This is a genomic window from Rothia endophytica (genome assembly GCF_928381505.1).
Lineage (GTDB): Bacteria > Actinomycetota > Actinomycetes > Actinomycetales > Micrococcaceae > Rothia > Rothia endophytica_A.
In genome coordinates this window covers 164874-186156 of the sequence record NZ_CAKMSJ010000002.1, presented here as the reverse complement: position 1 = coordinate 186156, position 21283 = coordinate 164874, and the positions used below count along the sequence as shown (strand labels likewise).

Genomic DNA, 21283 nt, shown 5'->3' with positions numbered 1-21283 from the left:
CTCTTGCTCCCTTACATTTTAGAGGCAGGTAGGTTCTTGGGGCTAACTGCTCATAGTTCTGCGGGCGGAATCGGTACGTTGCTGGGGGTTGCCCAGTTTGAGCCGGGCACCTACCACGGTCATGGTTTCCTGAGATACCAGGATGGGGTTGAGCTCCAGGTAGGCAATTTCGGGGTGGTTGTCTTTGAGCAGGGCTACCCGGGCGCAGAGGTCTTCGAGCAGGTCAATACGGACCGCCGGTAGGTCCGCTTCACCCAGCAATTTTGCTGCTGCCTTGGGTGAGCGCACCATCTTGTAGACATCACGTTCGGTAAGCGGCGGGACACGGTGGGCCCAGTCATCGAGCAGGCTGGTGGCGTCCCCAGCCATACCGAAGGATACAACCGGCCCCATCAGGGGGTCTTCTATGGCAGTGAGTACGGCGGTCTGCCCCGCTTGCACCTGCTCTTGAACGCTCAAATCGAAGGTTCCGTAGGGTTCAAGAGCACGGTGCATCTGAACGATTTCACGCTCCAGTTCCGCGTCGCTTTCGATGCCCAGACGTACCCCGCCCAGGTCAATGCGGTGTCGCAGGAAGGGGTCGGTGGTTTTGAGGACGACCGGGTAGCCACCAATTTCTTGCACGGCACGGTGTGCTTGTTCTGGGGTGGAGAAACCGTACTCGGGGAGCAGGTCAATGCCGTAGTGGCCCAAAATTGCCTGGGTTGATTCTGCATCGAGTTCAATCAGATTCTCGCCGGTAACGTCCCCCATATGGGCAGTAATTTCGGCGAGTGCAGCTTTGGGGCTCACGCCTTCAGGTTGGGCAGCTACACCAGTTTCTTTAGCCCGCCACTCTACGTAGTCCATGACTGCGGCCAAGGATTTGATGGAGGCACCGGGTGACTCGTAGCAGGGCAAACCCAGTGTTTGCATGAGACGGGTGGCTTCTTCACCGGTGGGTTCGGCTCCCTGACTTTCGGTCTGACCCGGTGCTGGGTAGTTGGCGGTTTCATCCTGCCAGATGCCGCGTAGCGACTGTTCAAAGGTCACCGTGCCCGGGAAACTGGCAATTGCCGGTTTACCCGTTGCTGCTGAGGCGCGTAGGAGCACCCGGGCAACGTCACGGGGGTCGATGGATTCACCGGTGAGGAAGACTCCTACGACCGCATCAATATCTGATGCTTCTAAGGCTCCAGTGGCAACCTCTTCTAGCACTTCAAGACCATCTAGCCCCTCATCGGTCAGGCGCAGCATGGACTCGTTGATGCGGACATCGATGCCTAGTTCCGCAGCCTTGTCCGCAATGATCTGCCCCAGGGCAGATGCGTTGGAGAGCAGTGCCACGCGGCGGCCGGCAGGGAGGGGTTGGGAGACCAGAATCTGGGCGATATCGAGGATCTGGTCGAAGGTTTCGGCGCTAATCACACCTGCTTGACGGAACATAGCGTCGATGGCCTGCGTGGGGGCGATGGAGGTTCGCCCTGAGTGCCCCGGAGGTAGCTGCTGCCCGGTCACCGCGTTCTTTGCCACCAGCACGGGTTTGACGCGCGAAAGCCGGCGGGCGATGCGGCTGAACTTACGGGGGTTGCCAATAGATTCAAGATAGAGGGCGCAGACCTTGGTGGCGCTGTCATCTTCCCAGTACTGCATGATGTCATTGCCCGAGACATCTGCCCGGTTACCCGCTGAAATCAGGGAGGAAACCCCGATATTGCGGCGTACAGCAGAGTTAGAGAACATAGCGCCAATGGCTGAGGATTGGCTAAAAAGGCCCAGCGCGCCCGGGGCCGGGTCGTAGGTGCTGATGGTGGCATCCAGTTTCACAGCAGGGTCATTGTTGAGCACGCCGAAGGACGCCGGGCCAATGACCCTCATACCAAAACTACGGGCAGTTTTGACCAGGGCTTTTTGGCGGGCACGCCCGCGAGCGCCGTCATCGGCAAAACCGGTGGTGTAAATCAGGACGCCGCGGGCTCCCGCTTGACCCGCGGACTCAACAGCTGCAGCAACCTCAGTAATAGGCACGGCAATGATTGCTAGGTCAATGCGTTCTTCAATCTGGGTGAGGTCAGTAACGACTGGGGTTTCCCCGGCAGCTGTCCCGGCGCTGTTGTAGCCGTAAAGTTTGCCGGTGAAGCCTCCTTCACGAATGGTACGAATAACCTTATGGCCGTTGTTTTCCCAGGCATCCGCCGTACCCATCACCACAATCACTTCGGGGGCCAGTAGTTCGGCAATTGATTTTGCCTCGGCGCGGTGCTCACGAGCCTCCATCACACCACGGGAGCGATCAGTGGGGTCAATGTTGAAGTGCACGGCAACCAGGCCATCATCAAATTCGCGGGCTAGCTCGTAGCCTGCATCGGTGAAGACGTTGAGCATTTTACGGTTCTGTGGGAGCACTTCGGCGCTGAACCGCTCGATTCCTTTTTCGTTGGCGGCAGCGGCGAGGTGTTCTAGCAGAATGGAGCCGATTCCGCGGCCCTGGTGGGCGTCTGAAATCATGAAGGCGACTTCAGCTTCTGTGGGGTCGGTGGCACGGTCGTAGCGGCCGATACCGATCATTTCGCCGTCTAGCATGATGACAAACGCAACTCGGTCCTTGTGATCCACGGTGGTGAAACGGGTGAGTTCTTTGTCGCTGAGGGTGGGCTTGTGGGCAAAGAAACGCAGGTAAATGGTGCGTTCTGACTGGCCCGCGTACATCTTTTCAAGGGCTGCCCGATCGGTGGGGACCACAGGACGCAGGTGAGCTGTTGCGCCGTCGCGGAGCACGACGTCCGCTTCCCAGTGTGCCGGGTAGATAAAAGGGATTTCAGCTGTAGTGGGGCTGTTGGGGTCTGCTGGGGTGAAAACATCGTTGGTTTCAGTCACGGGTGCCTCCTGGGCAACTGAGATGAGGAAGACCGCTTTGACTTACATTCCTGTTTTATAAGCCAAAACGGTCATCCTCAATTTTATCTTGAATTTGTAGTGCGAACAGTTTTGCGCAGTTTCAGAACCTTTGCTACAGCTTCTAGCCAAGCATCACGGTCTTGGACGGCTGGAACGTACTGGGAAACGGGTGTGAGGCTCAGATCCTGTACAAAGGCATGAAGGGTAACCCGGCGGTGTTCCTCACCCTTCTTCTGGGAAATGGCTGGAAGTTGGTTAATCAGCTCCGAGTTCCCGACCCCCAGATAGAAGGGAAAAACCGCCGGAAACGCCTTACGTCCCAGATAAGTTGAGAAGCGCGGGCTGCGCAGAGCTGCGTCTATCTCTTCGGTGTACCCTTCAGCCGTGATACGTACTAGAAACTCACTGTCTGCTAGATAGGTACGGTTCACGATGGAGGTTCCACCCTGGGCGTCCGGGGTAAAGATAAGGTTCTTAGCACTGGAGGCTTTCATGCCCTGAGCAAGCAACATCCGTCGGCGAAACTTTTCTTCGCCGGTTCTAGGGTTGATGGTCTGAAAATCGTCGGTGAAGGTGACACGTTTTTCTTCGCGCACCGTAAATTCCACCTTATCTAACCAGGCGGGAAATTCGCCTCGTTTATAACCCAGCGCGCCGGCTAAGAGTCCTCGCATGCTGCTGGGTGTCGGCAGACTTTCCGTTCGCACGATGTTGCCCGTTACCGTCGCCCCTGCCCAGGACTGCAGAGGCCCAGCAAGTCTGATGTATACGGAATCTGTCACTGGCGGACCCATTCCACAACGGCATCCACAAATTCTTTGAGAGAGGTAGCTTTGAGGTTGCCAAACTTTCCGTCGAGGTCAGCGTAGGTACCGGTCAAGGCTTCTAGAGGACCAAAGTTATCGGGGTCAAAACGGCGGGCTGCATCGTACTGCTGTGCTAAACGCTCGATGCTGGTGGGTAGGTAGCCGCCGTCCTTGCTATTAGGTACCGGAGTCTCAAAGTCATAGGCGGTACGGTACTGCTGCTCTTCTGCCAAGACCAGAGCGGGCTGGACGTAGGGAGCAGTGCTGTTTTCTTTACCGCGGGGCAGACCGTAGATAATTGCGGTAATGAGGTCCCGAAGGTTACCGGTTGAGCTTTCGAGGTCGAATCCGCTCCAGCTTTCCTTGAGTTGGGCACGATCAATACTGATGGTGCGGTAGAAGATACCATTGGTGTACTGGGAGATACCCAGAAAGGTTGCACCGGTATCCCTATTGCGTTCACGTACGTCATCCACTGTTGAGAAATAGTCCGTTTCGATGGTGGCGGCGTGAGTGGTGATGCCGGGTGAGACACTCAGCGCTGCTTCTGTACCCTTCTTAGGTGCGTTCGCGAACATACGCCCAAAAGCAGCGATAGCTAGTGACCCGGTCTTACCCTCTGCCATAAAGTCCTCATCGGTTCCGTTGAGAACGGTGGTGGCTGCGGCGGTGATTTCTTCTTCGCTCAACCAGGCCGAACGTTCTGATCCTTCTGCCGAGCTGTCTTGCTTAGTTAGGGTGCCGATCAGATTCTTGGCCACTTTGGTAATTGCCTTTTCATCTGCATCGGGGCTCATCTCCAGCGACTTCGCCACGACCTCCCCGACCAGGTTACCCGAACGGACCGAGCGGTCCAAAGAGCTGTTTTCGTAGGCTACACGGATTCCGCGCTTAACGGATTGAGAAGAGTGCAGGGCGCGCAGGGCACCGCCTACGGTAACCCGTTTGGGGGTCCCGTTATCGTCCCGGTTGAGGTTGGAATATGGTACGGAGGTCAGGATGCTAATGGTGAGATGGTTTGACACGGTGGTCTCCTAATCTTCTTTAGGGTCAGTAGTGGAAGCGTCGTCGTTGGCACGGTAGATGAAAGCTGAATAGTAGTCCCGCAGAATCTGCTGGCGGGTCTCTTGGGATTGAGGTGAGAGACCGTTACCCCAGTAGAGGGCAAGGCGGGCCAGCCCATAAATATCTAAGGCAGGAGCGTTCTTTGATGAGTTGGCTAGGGAGAGGAGTCTGCGGATGCTCTGCATCGCTTCTTCCAAGGTTTGAGTATGCAGGTAGGCTAGGCGTTGTCCCACAAGATCGCCAGAGTCACCAGGACGGGGTTGGTCACCGCCTTTCTTGCCGGCTAGTACGCAGGTAAGCTGGTAACACCATCTGCCAAAGGTTGGGCGCACACCGTTCTGCCCTGAGCTTTTATAAACGGGAATATCGGGATATTCGGCGAGCATAGCGACCAACCGTAGAAGAGCCGTTTGCTGGTCTTTGCGGAGCCCCTGGGTATAGGGCAGGATGTAGGGGTAGGCATAGTGTTCAGTGGTAGCCGTCGCACCCTTGCGAACTGCCGCTAGCTCCCTGGTAAAGGAGACTCTGTCTGACCTCCATCTGTTGACTGTGCCTATCAGAGTTTCCCACGGCAGAGCTGCTTTTTCACTCATTAACTTCCTTCTTTCTCTGAAGTATCTGCTACGGTGCGCAAGCGCCATCGTAAGCGTGATTCCAGGCTGCCCCGCACAAATTCAAACTGGGCTCTGTCTTGATTTTTATAGGCAAGGGTCACCACATCGAAGGCGCGTATAGCGGCCGCGAAAGTATCTGCCCTGGTGTCTTGGGAGATGACTTCATCTTCAGTGGTATTTTGGTGAATCAGATCGATATAGACGGGCGTAATTTCACGCCAGAAGCTGGCAGAAGCATCATTTTTTAGGTCTTCTAGAGTTTCTAAAACAGCCACTGTTTTACCTTCTAACTCACGCTTTTTGTCGTTTTCGTTTTTACGTCGGAAGGGTGAGCAGACCAGGCTGTGTAGGTCTCTAATCAGGGTTGCTCTTTGAACAATACGCTCCTGTAGCCCTTCGCTTGCGTCAAAGACCCAGCGTTGAGGATCAGGGGTATAGACCTGGGTGGCGCGAATGCTGGGGGAGGAAGCTGTGCCCTCAATCTGGTGGCGGATAAAGTTCAGCGGAGCGTAGTCTTTGGAGAAGAAAGCTGCTGCCTTGTGAAGTTTTGCTTTCTCAACCTTTGATTCTGCAGCCCATTCAACAGCTAGGTCCGTAGCGTCGCGACCGAAGTCAACGCGCTGTGCCTTCTGTTCGCCCTGCTGATTGGGGATGTAGAGATACATGAGGTCTTCGGTATTGCGCTGGTCCCACCAGGCTTTCTGGCTTTCTTTCGTCGTGCCCATGGTCGGTAAGAACCAGGTATCAGGTGCACCACCAATACGGACGCCGGTCAGTTGCCTCTCTTCCCAGTGACAGGCAGCCGTGTTAGAGCTCCAGGTCCCGCGCCATAGGGGGTGCTCACTACCATCTGACCGAAGAGTTGTTTTACCCTCTCGGTCACACCAGGCAGGCAAACCATCACCTTCTACCCAGCTCTTAGGGAGGCTTTGCAACAGTGATTCAAGCAAACTCTCCCCTCCCCAGAAAATCTCAGTGGCGGCAAACCCTTTGCCAAGGAAACGGACACCGGGAGCGCCCATGGCACATTTGAAACCATCATAGGTATTATTACCCGCCATGGAGTAGTGATGATGAATGGCGAGATGTAGCACTGCCTGAGGCAGGTCTAGCGTTTCCCCTTGCGCTACCGAGAGGTTCCAGAAGTCTTCGCCCTGGTCAGAGGGCATAGCAGGTAGCAACTTTTTGACCGGTTGCTTGCCGGCCTCCAACAGTCTGGCACTGTCTTTAGGGTGAGCCATGGGAGCAACTGGACGTTGCAGAAATGGGTTAGTTGCCGAAAAAATATCTGCACAGGCGGCTAGCTTTTCAAGCCCTTTTTCGAGAGCCATTTCGGGGACGCCATCGGCTAGGAGGTCTTCTGAGAGGTCCTGCTCTTCACCTTGCTGGTAATCCGGATGGAAGCGTAGAACCACAGCTAGAACATCCCGTAAGAGCCTAAACTGCGCCCCAAAGACGTAACCTGGCACATTTTTATCAAGAAAGAACCCCGCCTCATGCGAACGTTTCAAAACATCCACTAAAGTGAGGTGTGACACTCCAGATTTATCAAGGGCGCGAATCCAGGGTATCTCGGTAAGCGCATTAGCCATCATTGCCTCCTTTGCAACCTAGTCAAAAGACTATCATCAACCTATTCCTTCACGCCAGTCTTTAATTGTTGTTTTTTTATGAATATCTCAGTAGCATAGGGATTGAAAGTACCCCCGCTAACGCGGGGAAAGCTCCAATATGCCCTCTCGCCAGGAATTACCCCGCTCTACCACTTTAGTAGCTAGCAGGAAACAGGAGCGCTTCAACCTTATCAGCCTGTAGACACAGGCAGAGAGCAAAGGAGCTTAAGGATGAGCATCCCCACCACGGTTTATCTAACCAAGTACCCGGTTCACCAAGCACTAGCGGTTGACCATCCCGGTAAGCCTCAGCGGGGCTGGGACCTAGACTCCCCCGTTTTCAGGCATCGGGCTACCATGCACCTGTTCCCCCAGATTAATGAAGCCACACCCCGGGCTGATGCCAACATCCTTTTCCGCTTGGATACTGCCCCCGGGTCGGCGCCCTTCTTCCTGATTCAGTCTCTCCACGAGCCGACGGGAGTTGAGACAGCGCAGACCAAGATGGTTGAGCTAACCACACCCGATGCCGGATCCACCATCGCCTTTAGGTTGGCGGTCAACGCCATCAAGCGTAAGGCCGATGGAGGCATTACCCCCATCGCTTTTGACCTGGACGAACACAAAGACGGGGTGCCAGGCATGACCGACTGGCTAAACCAAAAGCTCTCACCTGCGCTGACCGGCATTGAGCTACTCAACCACCAGCGTCAGGTGCTGGGAACTGACCGGCGGGGAGCCAAGCGAGGCTCTGACTTTGCAGTTCAGGTCGATACGGTAGACGGCTTCGCTCAAGTAGCAGACCCTGCGCATCTGCAAGAGCTCTTGCTCAAGGGGGTGGGGCGGGCTAAGTCTTACGGTTGTGGTCTGTTATCAATCCGCGTGCTCGAAAGCTAGGGCTGAGCGTGAACACCCACGACTATATCTGGGCTAAACAGGACGGGGTATCTGGCACCTACCCTCTACTAGCGCATCTACTAGATACCGCTACCGTTGCAGGAATTCTCTATGACCGTTGGCTCCGGCAAGGTTTGCAGGAGCTGATAGATAGTGAGCTGGGTGGCGAGGGCAAAAAGATATTCATGTGGATGGCAGCTACCCATGACATCGGCAAAGCATCCCCCCTCTTTCAATACCAGCCCCGCCATCGAGGCCCCGAATGGGACGCCATTAGGCAGGCTTATACGGTAGATTCAGCAGGTTGTTCTTTCGGTGATATTGAGAACCTTAAAAACCAGTACGAGTTTTCTTTAACTCCTGGCACTTCTTTTTTGCGGCGGCACGAACAAATCAGTGCTTTCGCCTTGATGGGCAGGGTTCCCGAAAGTGCTAGCTCCGCCAGCCGCGCCTGGAGCTATCTGCCGGCTATGGGCCACCACGGAAGTTTTAAGTTCCTGTCATTTGGGGGTAGAGCATCTGCTAAAACTGCGCAGAGTCTGCTCACCGATCTGGGATGGGCCCAGGCACAACAGGATCTCTTGCAGATCGTTGCAGAAGCCCTTGAGGTAAAGCCGGCAACCTTCCCCAAGAAGGTCTCACCCACGGTCACTATTTTGCTCTCTGGGCTTCTCATTCTGGCAGACCGCCTAGCTTCTGGCGCCGACTGGGTTGCAAGAAATCAGCAACGACTCAGCAGTCAACAGATTTCCCTCAATCAACCTCAGCAATGGATTCACCACCTCTCTCAGCCAGCCTTTGAAAGGGTGGACCAACTACTCGGCATTTACCGAGGATGGGGTGAGCAGCAAGATGCGCTCGCCGCTATTTTGGGTGGACACTCCCCCAGACCGCTGCAGCAAGAAGCTCTGAAAACAGGGGCAGGTATATGGAATGCTATGGCACCGACAGGGAACGGCAAGACAGAAGCTGCCGCCCTACGTCATTCTCTAGCCGATGAGCGGCTAGTCTTTCTCTTGCCTACTCAGGCAACCAGCAACGCGCTCATGCGGCGCGTCCAAAAGATGTACAGCAGCACCAAGAACGTTGCCTCTCTTGCCCACGGGCTAGCCTCCATCGAAGATTTTTATAACCAGCCCGTCACTGACTATGCAGACACCTGCGAAGGCCAGGACGCCGGTGGGCTCTACCCCACCGAGTTCGTCAAGTCCGGGGCTTCCCGCCTGCTCGCCCCCGTCTGTGTGGGAACCGTTGACCAGGCGCTCATGTCGGCGATTCCGCTCAAGTGGACTCATCTGCGTCTGCTGGCACTAGCCAACTCTCACATCGTTATCGATGAAATTCACACCCTGGATCACTATCAAAGCGAGATTCTGGTGCCCCTGCTCAAGTGGCTGGGTCAGACCAAGACTAGGGTGACCTTTCTATCCGCTACCTTTCCTAGCTGGCAGCGTGCCCGTTTTCTAGAGGCCTACTCAGGCCAGGCGATTCAGAGCAGTCCTGCCTTCCCCTCTGCTGAGAGCCTGGAATTCAATGAACCCACACCCCGGCAGGTTCAGCTCACGGATGGCAGTGGCGGCAACGAGTACATCATAGATTTCACCTTTGCAGAACCGCCTTTTGAGGAACTTGAAGCAGCCCATATAAGGTGGGCGGGGGAACAGCGCAAGAAGTTTCCTTTGGCAAGGCTTGGCGTTATCTGCAACACGGTAGCACGCGCTCAGAAAGTGGCAGAAGAACTCACTGCAGGCGGTGAAAAGGTCATACTTCTTCATTCCCGTATGACAGCAGAGCACCGACGCATCAACGCTGAACTCTTAGAAAAGCTCATTGGTTCATCTGGCGAGGGTAGCGCCCTGACTGTGGTGGGCACCCAAGCGATTGAAGCGTCCCTAGATATCGACCTCGATATACTCTCAACCGATTTGTGCCCGGCGCCTTCCCTGATTCAGCGGGCGGGGCGAGTGTGGCGCCATCAGGACACTAAACGCCTAGAACGAGTATCAGGTCTACCCCGCCTCACCGTCAACGTTCTAAAACCAGCGGCACCGGAGAAGCACCAGCTATTGCCCTACTCAGAAGCAGAACTTGGTAGAACCTGGGACTACCTCCAGGAACACCAGACCTTCCATTGCCCCACTGATAACCAGGAATTTGTGGACAAAGCAGCAGTCACTCTGGAGACCATCGGTGAAAATCTAGACCGCATGGAGGCAGACTTAGACCATATCGCCCTGGACAGCCATAAAATACAGCGCGGTAGAGATCGGGCACGCGCCATCACCGCCGCGATCAAAGAGACAAGTAGACTAAATGAATTTGAAGCTTTCACCGACCCCCAGCTGAAGGACAAGGACGATACTGCCTTTACACGTCTCATTGAAGCCGACGTGCGCCAGGTCATTGTGGGCGGTCCTCATGAACAGGTGCCCGGGGGGTGGAAGGGTAGCTACCAGGAGCTACTGGCTCTTACCTCGCACCAACAGGGAAAGCTGAGGCAAGCCCTTAAAGCCTCTATGCCGATACCGGTCAATTCTAAAACTAGAGATCTTCTCAGCACTGCCCTCTCCCTTGAAAATTCACCATCCCTTCTCAAACGCTACCTCTTCTTGCCCGTTCCACAGGGCCTCATCTATGACCCTGTTCTAGGTTTTATAGGGGATGACAAATGAGCTACTCAGATGAAGCACTCGCTTTTTCAACCATACCGACAGACCATCAGGTCAGACTGGAGGACCGCGTATCCTTTCTCTACCTTGAATATTGTGTGGTCAGGCAAGATAAAACGGGTGTTATCGCCTATGGCGGGGATATAGAGAAGGGTGTTATTGCGGGAAAACGGGTCCAGCTACCTGTAAGCGGTCTGGCGGTGCTCATGCTAGGCCCTGGCACTAGCATCACTCAACCCGCCATATCTTCGTGCACCCGCGCTGGAACAACAGTCATGTTCACTGGTGGCGGCGGCGTGCCCAGCTACTCACATGCAACGCCGCTGACGTCGTCCGCGCGCTGGGCAATAGCACAAGCCCGACTTGTTGCCCAGGAGAAGCATCAAAAGGTCGCTGCCCTGGTGCTCTACAAAAAACAGCTGGGCTTGGACCAAATGCCAGGGGGTACCATCGCATCTATGCGCGGAATTGAGGGTCGGACCATACGAAACCTCTACCAGAGCACAGCTAAGAAATATAAGCTTCAACGTTTCAGGCGCGATACAAACGCAGAGGACAACGTTAATATCGCGCTCAATATCTCTAATTCGATTCTCTATGGATGCGCGGCTGCAGCCTGTGCGGCAATTGGAGTCAACCCTGCACTGGGCGTCATTCACCGAGGTAATGCCCGTTCATTGCTTTTTGATTTAGCCGATTTATACAAGCCTTCACTAACTATCCCTGTTGCTTTTTCCTGCCATAACAGTGAAGACGTTGCGCAGGAGGTGCGCGCTGGAGTGCGTAAAGAACTGATTCGTCAGGACGTACTGAAGGGTATGTTACAGACCCTGATAGAGATTCTGACCCCTCATCTACCCGAGAGGGACGATGATAGGCTCATCAGTGAGCGCGGCGATGAGGTAGCCGGGCACACCCAGTACGGAAGCCGAGAATAAAGAAACATGTTTGTGGTTTTATCGATGACCTCCGCCCCGGAACATATGCGCGGGTATGTGAGTAGGTTTCTTTCTGAAGCAGCTACCGGTCTCTACGTCGGCAATGTGTCAAAACGTGTCCAACTGAACCTATGGGAGCGGTGCGAGCTAGCCGCGCGTGATGGGTCTTTCACCATGATCTATAGTGATCGATCGCAGGAGCAAGGTTTCAGCATTAGATCTGTGGGGGCTCAGAGCAGGCCAGTTATAGAGCTAGATGGCATAGCTTTGACCTACATGGATGTCCCCAAAAATCGCGAAAAACAGGTAAGCAACTGATAAAATTGCTAATCAGATAGTCTCTTCCCCGCACACGCGGGGGTATTTCCCACGTCATACCCTAGCCCTGCTCGCCAGGTGACTCTTCCCCGCACACGCGGGGGTATTTCCACTAAGCGCGCTGCCGCCCGCGCTTTGCGTATCTCTTCCCCGCACACGCGGGGGTATTTCCCATACCCAGCGCAACCAGGTGGGATGTAGGAGCTCTTCCCCGCACACGCGGGGGTATTTCCCAGGCGCTCAGCGGCAATGCGCATAGCAGGATCTCTTCCCCGCACACGCGGGGGTATTTCCCGGTGCCTCGATACCGGCGAAGGCTTCTTCAACTCTTCCCCGCACACGCGGGGGTATTTCCCAGATTATGGCTGGTGAGATTGCTTTGCAGGGCTCTTCCCCGCACACGCGGGGGTATTTCCTTCACCTTTTCAGACACCAAAGGCTCCGACTTCTCTTCCCCGCACACGCGGGGGTATTTCCGATCAATGAGCCTTATAAGCCCTGACCATTTCCTCTTCCCCGCACACGCGGGGGTATTTCCGCGCTAATCACTATCGCCGCGCTAATCCTTTGCTCTTCCCCGCACACGCGGGGGTATTTCCCGGTCTTGCGGGTATGGTACTTGACGCCGGTGCTCTTCCCCGCACACGCGGGGGTATTTCCTTCATCACCTTCTGCAAAAGGCTCCGAGTATTCTCTTCCCCGCACACGCGGGGGTATTTCCCAGTCCTCACCGGTCTGGATGACAGGGCGGGACTCTTCCCCGCACACGCGGGGGTATTTCCCGCCTCATAGGTGGCCGTGTGCTCCACATCTTCTCTTCCCCGCACACGCGGGGGTATTTCCTCCACCCCCTCCAAACCATACCCAGCGCAACCCTCTTCCCCGCACACGCGGGGGTATTTCCCTACACCGGTTGCGGGGCCCCACACAAGGAGACTCTTCCCCGCACACGCGGGGGTATTTCCTTGCCAAGGCTGGTGTGTCCACTAACGATATTCTCTTCCCCGCACACGCGGGGGTATTTCCTCCTGAGAGGGGAAAATCTCTACAGACCCGCGCTCTTCCCCGCACACGCGGGGGTATTTCCTTGCCAAGGCTGGTGTGTCCACTAACGATATTCTCTTCCCCGCACACGCGGGGGTATTTCCATGACACCGGCCCCGTCATGTGGTGGCGTGAGCTCTTCCCCGCACACGCGGGGGTATTTCCATACGGCAAATCTTGGAGTTGTTGCGGCGTTGCTCTTCCCCGCACACGCGGGGGTATTTCCGCGAAAGCACCATCACCCGGCTAGGTGGCGAACTCTTCCCCGCACACGCGGGGGTATTTCCCAGGGCGTAGTAGTTACTTTCGCAATCCATGGCTCTTCCCCGCACACGCGGGGGTATTTCCAGGGCCAGGAATTTGCCCGATAATATCAAGTACTCTTCCCCGCACACGCGGGGGTATTTCCGCTAACCCCTCAAATGTTGTAAAAAGGGTGAGCTCTTCCCCGCACACGCGGGGGTATTTCCCCGAGCGTCGCCGTAGACCTCAGCGTTGCCGGCTCTTCCCCGCACACGCGGGGGTATTTCCCCAATACGCACCGGCAGTCATAATAATGACGGCTCTTCCCCGCACACGCGGGGGTATTTCCATCATCAAAACTCCTTATCGTCGGGGTCTGCGCTCTTCCCCGCACACGCGGGGGTATTTCCGGTAGGGAGTCATGGCGGTATATCCCGTCATGCTCTTCCCCGCACACGCGGGGGTATTTCCGGGATAGGGCGAAGCAAGCTGGGTGGCTCCACCTCTTCCCCGCACACGCGGGGGTATTTCCTGCCCGATGGATGGGGCTTACTGGTAGGCGAGCTCTTCCCCGCACACGCGGGGGTATTTCCCAGGCCCCGGTGAGAAGCCTTGCTGTGAAGCTCTCTTCCCCGCACACGCGGGGGTATTTCCTACCAGTACCGCCACGAACCTATCCTCTACGGCTCTTCCCCGCACACGCGGGGGTATTTCCTAGCTTCAAGACCATGCTACAGAAGCTACAGACTCTTCCCCGCACACGCGGGGGTATTTCCACGCTCGCCGCTTCTGCTGAGGCCGCCACCGTCTCTTCCCCGCACACGCGGGGGTATTTCCAGGTTTGTGATCTCAGCAGGGCATACGGCCACCTCTTCCCCGCACACGCGGGGGTATTTCCATGGTGGTGTTGAGTGGCATCTCAGCGTCTACCTCTTCCCCGCACACGCGGGGGTATTTCCAGTGTTTTTCCCGTTGGCTGAGTCCTGGGCCTCTCTTCCCCGCACACGCGGGGGTATTTCCCGTGACCATGCCACGGAAAGGGTTAGCTTCACCTCTTCCCCGCACACGCGGGGGTATTTCCAAGGGCTACGCATCCGGTGCCCCCGTTATCATCTCTTCCCCGCACACGCGGGGGTATTTCCAGGCGGCGGCTAATCGAGATAGCCCCTAGGTTCTCTTCCCCGCACACGCGGGGGTATTTCCAGTGCCCACCGAGAAGCTGACACCAGCGTTCACTCTTCCCCGCACACGCGGGGGTATTTCCCTGGCACCCCTGGTCATCAAGGCCAAGAAGGGCTCTTCCCCGCACACGCGGGGGTATTTCCCTGGTACCGACGAGCCGGAGCATACAAAAACGCTCTTCCCCGCACACGCGGGGGTATTTCCCGCAGAGGACTCTATTGGACGAATCCGCATTTCTCTTCCCCGCACACGCGGGGGTATTTCCTTTTCACCGGCAAGACCGGTAGCATGTTTGGACTCTTCCCCGCACACGCGGGGGTATTTCCGAGCCGGAGACAGTGCACTGCTACGCATGTGGCTCTTCCCCGCACACGCGGGGGTATTTCCGCTATAACCCTGGTTCAAGAAGCAAAGCTGGGCTCTTCCCCGCACACGCGGGGGTATTTCCCTACCTACCCGCCTACCTGCCTACCTACCTACCTCTTCCCCGCACACGCGGGGGTATTTCCTTTCAATAGGGTGTTTGCTATCGGACAAGATGCTCTTCCCCGCACACGCGGGGGTATTTCCGTTTCGGGCTGCAGGTAGCGCTATGTTCGCTACTCTTCCCCGCACACGCGGGGGTATTTCCCTAGAATTTAAAGTAATCCGCGAAAACCCCATCTCTTCCCCGCACACGCGGGGGTATTTCCCACCGCTACATCGTAGAAGTTAAGCTAGACGGCTCTTCCCCGCACACGCGGGGGTATTTCCTATCAGCCCTGGAGCTGAGGAATGGATTTCAGCTCTTCCCCGCACACGCGGGGGTATTTCCATCAGCCCGGCAGGGTTGAAATAAGGAAAAACCTCTTCCCCGCACACGCGGGGGTATTTCCACTCACCTTAAGGATGTTCACACCCTGCTCAGCTCTTCCCCGCACACGCGGGGGTATTTCCAACAGGTCAGTGTTCTTTCCCCTGACAGTGGGCTCTTCCCCGCACACGCGGGGGTATTTCCTATTACCCCTAATGCGAATGTAAGCACGGGTACTCTTCCCCGCACACGCGGGGGTATTTCCCGGGTGGGCATCCGCGTTGCCGCCGTTAGCAACTCTTCCCCGCACACGCGGGGGTATTTCCGGAGGTGATGAGACCCCAGACCCCGTTGAGGACTCTTCCCCGCACACGCGGGGGTATTTCCCATAAAATTCTTGCCTCACCTTCTGGTGGGGCCTCTTCCCCGCACACGCGGGGGTATTTCCATCTGATCACCTGCAATGGGTCCAGGTGTAGGCTCTTCCCCGCACACGCGGGGGTATTTCTACTGATGGGCTCGGGTTCAGTTAGTTTCCATACTCTTCCCCGCACACGCGGGGGTATTTCTAAGAAAGAAGTAAGAAGTAAGAAGTAAGAGGGCTCTTCCCCGCACACGCGGGGGTATTTCCGCGCCGCCAATGTGCTGTACGCGCAGGGTGGGCTCTTCCCCGCACACGCGGGGGTATTTCCCATCAACAACCTACGTGAGCTTGACCGGGCGGCTCTTCCCCGCACACGCGGGGGTATTTCCCCCGTGATATTGAAGGTTCGCGGTGATAGGCGCTCTTCCCCGCACACGCGGGGGTATTTCCTATCCGGCATCCGCACCGGACGCACCGGACACCTCTTCCCCGCACACGCGGGGGTATTTCCCTCATCATCGTCTTGGTGATGATTCTTGCCGTCTCTTCCCCGCACACGCGGGGGTATTTCCGAAGAAATCTTCGTGTGAATCGGTAGCGGTTACTCTTCCCCGCACACGCGGGGGTATTTCCAAGCTACCCAAAGACTTGCCCTGGTGGGTGTACTCTTCCCCGCACACGCGGGGGTATTTCCAGGGTAGACCATGACTGCTCATTCTCACGTTGCTCTTCCCCGCACACGCGGGGGTATTTCCAGGTTGTTTCCGCGGTGCGTGCCGCCCTCATTCTCTTCCCCGCACACGCGGGGGTATTTCCATACCAATAAGCATCCCGTTAGCCGCCTGGCCCTCTTCCCCGCACACGCGGGGGTATTTCCCTGCTGCATCTGCTACCTAGACGGGGAAGGGACTCTTCCCCGCACACGCGGGGGTATTTCCGCAGAAGCGGCGCAATCATCTTTCACTGGAGCCTCTTCCCCGCACACGCGGGGGTATTTCCTTGCAAGAGAAATCACCGAACCACGGAAGACTCTCTTCCCCGCACACGCGGGGGTATTTCCCATAGATAACCTAGTACCTCATCATCGCCGGTCTCTTCCCCGCACACGCGGGGGTATTTCCCCTACCTACCTGCCCACCTGACTCTTCCCCGCACACGCGGGGGTATTTCCACCCAGCGGGCTTTATACCCCGAAGGCACGATCTCTTCCCCGCACACGCGGGGGTATTTCCCTGAACCGGCGCATAATCAGTATTAATCATCTCTCTTCCCCGCACACGCGGGGGTATTTCCGTGTTTTTAGCGCAGGTCTTGGTGAATATCGTCTCTTCCCCGCACACGCGGGGGTATTTCCATCTTGGGCTGATTTCGGCTGAATCATCATTTCTCTTCCCCGCACACGCGAGGGTATTTCCTGGAAGAGGAACGCCGGCCCCCGAATTGACGACTCTTCCCCGCACACGCGGGGGTATTTCCTCAAAGGGTGTGCCTACTGAGTCAGTGGAAATCTCTTCCCCGCACACGCGGGGGTATTTCCCATTCCACCAAATTAGCCGACGCTGATACTGTCTCTTCCCCGCACACGCGGGGGTATTTCCTTGTCCATGTCGCCGCTGGCGGCTTTAGCGGCCTCTTCCCCGCACACGCGGGGGTATTTCCTTCTCAAAAAGCGGTACTCAGGGGTCAGCTCGCTCTTCCCCGCACACGCGGGGGTATTTCCGTGCTGTGTGATGACCCTGTGGTGATCCTGGCCTCTTCCCCGCACACGCGGGGGTATTTCCACCATCGCACTCCAATCTGGCGGTAGCTTGAACTCTTCCCCGCACACGCGGGGGTATTTCCTCGCGGGTGATTTGGATGTAGCGCTTATTCGGCTCTTCCCCGGACACGCGGGGGTATTTCCTCGCGGGTGATTTGGATGTAGCGCTTATTCGGCTCTTCCCCGCACACGCGGGGGTATTTCCGTGAGATTGAGGGCGTGGCTATCCACCATTGGCTCTTCCCCGGACACGCGGGGGTATTTCCAAGCCCAGCTCGCTAAGAGTGCTGGCGCTAAGCTCTTCCCCGCACACGCGGGGGTATTTCCCAGCCAATGGCCCGTGTGCCGGTATAGCTGGCCTCTTCCCCGCACACGCGGGGGTATTTCCTCGGGGTTTCCCTCAGCGTTAAAGCTGGTCACCTCTTCCCCGCACACGCGGGGGTATTTCCCAGGTTTCTAGAACGGCGAGCGCCGCGTGCCCCTCTTCCCCGCACACGCGGGGGTATTTCCCAGGTTTCTAGAACGGCGAGCGCCGCGTGCCCCTCTTCCCCGCACACGCGGGGGTATTTCCGTTGAAACGTTTTCCCACTCGACTTCTGTTGTCTCTTCCCCGCACACGCGGGGGTATTTCCAAGCTCTTAGGCGTATGGGCACTTATCAATACCTCTTCCCCGCACACGCGGGGGTATTTCCAATCACACCCCGCCCCACGCATAGGGGCACAGCTCTTCCCTGCACACGCGGGGGTATTTCCCACAGAGTGCTTTAACTGAAGGTAATAGCATCTCCTCACTAAGTAAGGAAGGTATTCGAGCTTATTTTACAACTTAGATTTTGTGGATATTAACAGCAAAAGACCCCCACCGTGCGTGGAGGTCTTTTTGGAAAATGTGCGCCCCCTCGGACTCGAACCGAGAACCCATTGATTAAGAGTCAATTGCTCTGCCAATTGAGCTAGAGGCGCTTATTTATTTATCATCACCGGCAAGCTTTCGCTCTCTGGCAACGAATAAATACTATACGCACCGATTTGACCCACCGCAACTTGAAAACTGCTTTTGTGAGCACCTACACATGAACCTTTTCAAAGACCGCTCAGTTGCACCCCTAGTAGAGGCCCTCCACGGTCCTTAGTATGAGACCATGACCAAGGAATCACAGCTGCCAGCCAGCATTAATCGCATAGCGTGGCGCACCGTTTTTATCAGCCTCATCATAGCCCTCCTGTTCTTTATAGCCGCTCCGCTGATGCGGGCGTCCAGCTCCCAACAAAACCTTGTTCTGATGTGACCGCTTGCTTTGGTTTGCTCTTCTTGGTCGCGCTCTTCCTCACTGGCATCTACGGCCTCCTACGCCCGGCTCCGCGGCGTCCTGCCCCGGCAGCCCTTCAGGAAGCTTAAGTCATCTAGCTGTTCACGGTATTATGGGTTAGAAACTATGTTCGAAACCGATTGATGAGGTCCCATGGCTCGCCGCACCAAAACCGCGCACGATGACTACCCCGAGGGCATTGTAGAAAACATCGTCGATATTGATGTCTCAAGCGAGATGGAAAACAGTTTCCTCGAGTACTCCTACTCGGTCATCTACTCCCGTGCTCTGCCGGACGCCCGAGACGGACTCAAACCAGTGCAACGTCGCATCCTCTACATGATGCAGCAGATGGGCCTACGCCCAGACAAGGGGCACGTCAAAAGTGCCCGCGTCATCGGTGAGGTCATGGGTAAGCTCCACCCCCACGGCGACAGCGCTATTTACGATGCCATGGTGCGACTCGCCCAGCCGTTTGCGATGCGTCTGCCCATGGTTGATGGGCACGGTAACTTTGGTTCTTTGGACGACGGCCCGGCGGCCTCCCGTTACACCGAGGCCCGCATGGCCCCGGCAGCCCTTGCTATGACAGCTGATCTGGGCGAGGACGTCGTAGACTTCGTGCCCAACTACGATAACCAGTTCATGCAGCCCTCCGTGCTACCGGCTGCCTACCCCAACCTGCTAGTGAACGGTTCAGCCGGTATCGCGGTGGGCATGGCAACTAACATGGCGCCGCACAACCTGCGCGAGATCATCGCCGCTGCCCGCCACCTGTTGGAGAACCCCGACGCCAGTCTCAAGGACATCATGAAGCTGGTGCCCGGCCCCGATCTGCCCAGCGGCGGCACCATTGTGGGCGCCACCGGCATTAAGGACGCCTACGAGAAGGGCCGGGGGATCTTCAAGACCCGCGCCAAGGTATCCATTGAGCAGGTAACTGCCCGCAAGCAGGGCATCGTGGTCACCGAACTGCCTTACATGGTAGGCCCCGAGAAGGTCATTGAAAAAATCAAAGACGGGGTCAATTCTAAGAAGCTACAGGGCATCTCTGACGTGGTTGACCTGACCGACCGCAAAAATGGTCTGCGCATGGTCATTGAAGTCAAGAACGGCTTTAACCCCAAGGCGGTGCTAGCTGCTCTCTACAAGCACACTCCTCTAGAAGACTCCTTCGGCATTAACAACGTTGCCTTGGTCGACGGTCAGCCTCAAACCCTGGGTCTGCTTGACCTCCTGCACGTTTATGTTGATCACCGCCTTGAGGTGGTACGCCGTCGCACCAACCACAGGCTTGGCAAGCGCCAGGACCGTTTGCACCTGGTCGAAGGTTTACTGATTGCCATCGTCGATATCGACGAGGTCATTCAGATTATTCGATCATCAGACGAAACTGCCCAGGCACGCACCCGTCTGATGCAGGTCTTTGATCTAACCGAGGTGCAGGCTAATCACATCCTGGAGCTACGTCTGCGCCAGCTCACCAAGTACTCCCGCATTGAGCTGGAGACCGAGCGCGAGGACTTGCTGCGTGAGATTGCTGAGCTGCAGGAAATCCTGGGGTCAGATGCCAAATTGCGTGCCCTGGTCTCTGCCGAGCTGCAAGCTGTAGCTGACGAGTACGGCACCGACCGTCGCACCAAGATTGTCACCAAGGACGATTTGGCTGATGCTGTCGCAGCGCTCTCTGCCACTGCGTCCAAGGCGAAAAAAGAGGCGGGGATTTCACTAGAAATCGCTAACGACCCCTGCTGGGTTCTGCTCTCTACCTCTGGGCAGGTGGGCCGTACGCGCGGTGAAGCTGGTGGCCGCAGCGAGCTGGTTGAACCAGGTAAGCGCCTGAAACACGACGCACTGACCTCTTGGGTGGCGACCACTGCACGCGGGGAAATTGGGGCGGTTACCTCAACCGGCAGGCTGGTGCGCGTCTCGGTACTGGAACTACCGGTGCTAGAAGATTCAGCGGGCACTCCCCTGCTAGCTTCCGGTGTGAAAGCCGCAGAAATGATCACTCTGGGACGAGGGGAAACCCTGGTTGCTCTGGTGCCACTTGATCAGGTGCTGGCGCTCGCAACTGAACGGGGCGTGGTTAAAAGGGTCAACCCTGATTACCCTCTGAACGCAGGGGACTTTGAGATTATCAAGCTCAAGCCCAAGGACCGCCTGATCGCCGCTACTGCCTGTGACAGCAATGATTTGCTGCTAACTTTCGTGACCGAGCAAGCCAAGCTACTTGTCTTTGATGCAGCCAAGGTTCGCCCGCAGGGCAGGACCGGTGGCGGCATGGCGGGCATGAAGATTGCCGACGATGACCGGCTCATCGCCTTTGGGGTGACTGCCCCTGGCTCCCCCGCCCAGGTGGTAACCATTACCGATGGCGGGGCTGAGGGCGCTTCAGCTAAGGTGACCGAGCTGGCTGACTTCCCACAGAAGGGTAGGGCAACTGCCGGTATGCGCGCCCACCGCTTCCTCAAAGGTGAGTCTTCCCTAGCGCTTGCTTGGGTAGGTATTGGCCCCGCTAAGGCTGTTTCTGCAGCCGGTGTGGCTCGTACCCTGCCCGGTGAGTTTGGGGCACGTGATGGCTCCGGTGTGCCGCTGGCTCAGGCCGTGGACGCAATAGGCCCAGCCTATGCGGTCACCGCGGCAACACCGGTAGCAGCAACCGAAGCTAATCAGTTCGGTGCGTTAGCAGCCGTTGAAACTGAACGTGGCGCTCAGAGTGCAGAGGCAGGTGAGGCGGCCGAAGAAGCACTCTTCTGAGCCGTCTCACACCTCAGTAAATAAAAGTGC

Annotated in this window: 10 protein-coding genes, 1 tRNA gene and 1 CRISPR repeat array; of the genes, 5 read left to right on the top strand and 6 right to left on the bottom strand. The window is 56.7% G+C overall.

Translation table 11 applies throughout. From position 1 onward, the window contains the following. Positions 1-42: 42 nt before the first annotated feature. The 5 genes from L6990_RS02850 to L6990_RS02830 form a co-directional block, all read right to left on the bottom strand. Positions 43-2856, bottom strand: a complete 2814-nt coding sequence (locus L6990_RS02850) for a bifunctional acetate--CoA ligase family protein/GNAT family N-acetyltransferase (RefSeq protein WP_237202563.1) — start codon at positions 2854-2856, stop codon at positions 43-45. 83 nt (positions 2857-2939) lie between these two features. Further along, positions 2940-3659: a type I-E CRISPR-associated protein Cas5/CasD gene (cas5e, locus tag L6990_RS02845; RefSeq protein ID WP_237202562.1), complete on the bottom strand. Its 720-nt coding sequence runs from the start codon at positions 3657-3659 to the stop codon at positions 2940-2942. After that, a complete protein-coding gene (cas7e, locus tag L6990_RS02840) occupies positions 3656-4708 on the bottom strand; it encodes a type I-E CRISPR-associated protein Cas7/Cse4/CasC (RefSeq protein WP_237202561.1) in 1053 nt (350 codons plus the stop codon). Before cas7e ends, cas5e begins: the two co-directional genes overlap by 4 nt. Positions 4709-4717: 9 nt before the next feature. Continuing rightward, complete coding sequence (gene casB / locus L6990_RS02835) at positions 4718-5341, bottom strand: type I-E CRISPR-associated protein Cse2/CasB (RefSeq protein ID WP_237202560.1); 624 nt, start codon at positions 5339-5341, stop codon at positions 4718-4720. Then, entirely contained in the window at positions 5341-6957 is a 1617-nt protein-coding gene (locus L6990_RS02830; protein ID WP_237202559.1) for a hypothetical protein, read from the bottom strand. The genes casB and L6990_RS02830 overlap by 1 nt, the downstream gene beginning before the upstream one ends. Positions 6958-7206: 249 nt before the next feature. Here L6990_RS02830 and L6990_RS02825 point away from each other — a divergent pair, with 249 nt between their 5' ends. Genes L6990_RS02825 through cas2e form a run of 4 tightly spaced genes read left to right on the top strand, consistent with a single transcriptional unit; the run spans position 7207 to position 11797 of the window. Further along, a complete protein-coding gene (locus L6990_RS02825) occupies positions 7207-7872 on the top strand; it encodes a type I-E CRISPR-associated protein Cas6/Cse3/CasE (RefSeq protein ID WP_237202558.1) in 666 nt (221 codons plus the stop codon). 8 nt (positions 7873-7880) lie between these two features. Then, positions 7881-10544, top strand: coding sequence for a CRISPR-associated helicase Cas3' (cas3, locus tag L6990_RS02820; RefSeq protein WP_237202557.1), 2664 nt, complete (start codon positions 7881-7883; stop codon positions 10542-10544). Beyond that, positions 10541-11479, top strand: coding sequence for a type I-E CRISPR-associated endonuclease Cas1e (gene cas1e / locus L6990_RS02815; RefSeq protein ID WP_237202556.1), 939 nt, complete (start codon positions 10541-10543; stop codon positions 11477-11479). Before cas3 ends, cas1e begins: the two co-directional genes overlap by 4 nt. A gap of 6 nt (positions 11480-11485) precedes the next feature. After that, entirely contained in the window at positions 11486-11797 is a 312-nt protein-coding gene (gene cas2e / locus L6990_RS11985) for a type I-E CRISPR-associated endoribonuclease Cas2e (protein WP_368548084.1), read from the top strand. 21 nt (positions 11798-11818) lie between these two features. Continuing rightward, positions 11819-17936: direct repeats of the CRISPR family, unit length 29 nt; unit sequence CTCTTCCCCGCACACGCGGGGGTATTTCC. 137 nt (positions 17937-18073) lie between these two features. Here the strand turns inward: cas2e and L6990_RS02810 are convergent. Continuing rightward, positions 18074-18146, bottom strand: a tRNA-Lys gene (locus L6990_RS02810). Positions 18147-18646: 500 nt separating this feature from the next. Here L6990_RS02810 and L6990_RS02805 point away from each other — a divergent pair. Beyond that, a complete protein-coding gene (locus L6990_RS02805) occupies positions 18647-21253 on the top strand; it encodes a DNA gyrase/topoisomerase IV subunit A (protein WP_237202555.1) in 2607 nt (868 codons plus the stop codon). Positions 21254-21283 lie beyond the last annotated feature (30 nt).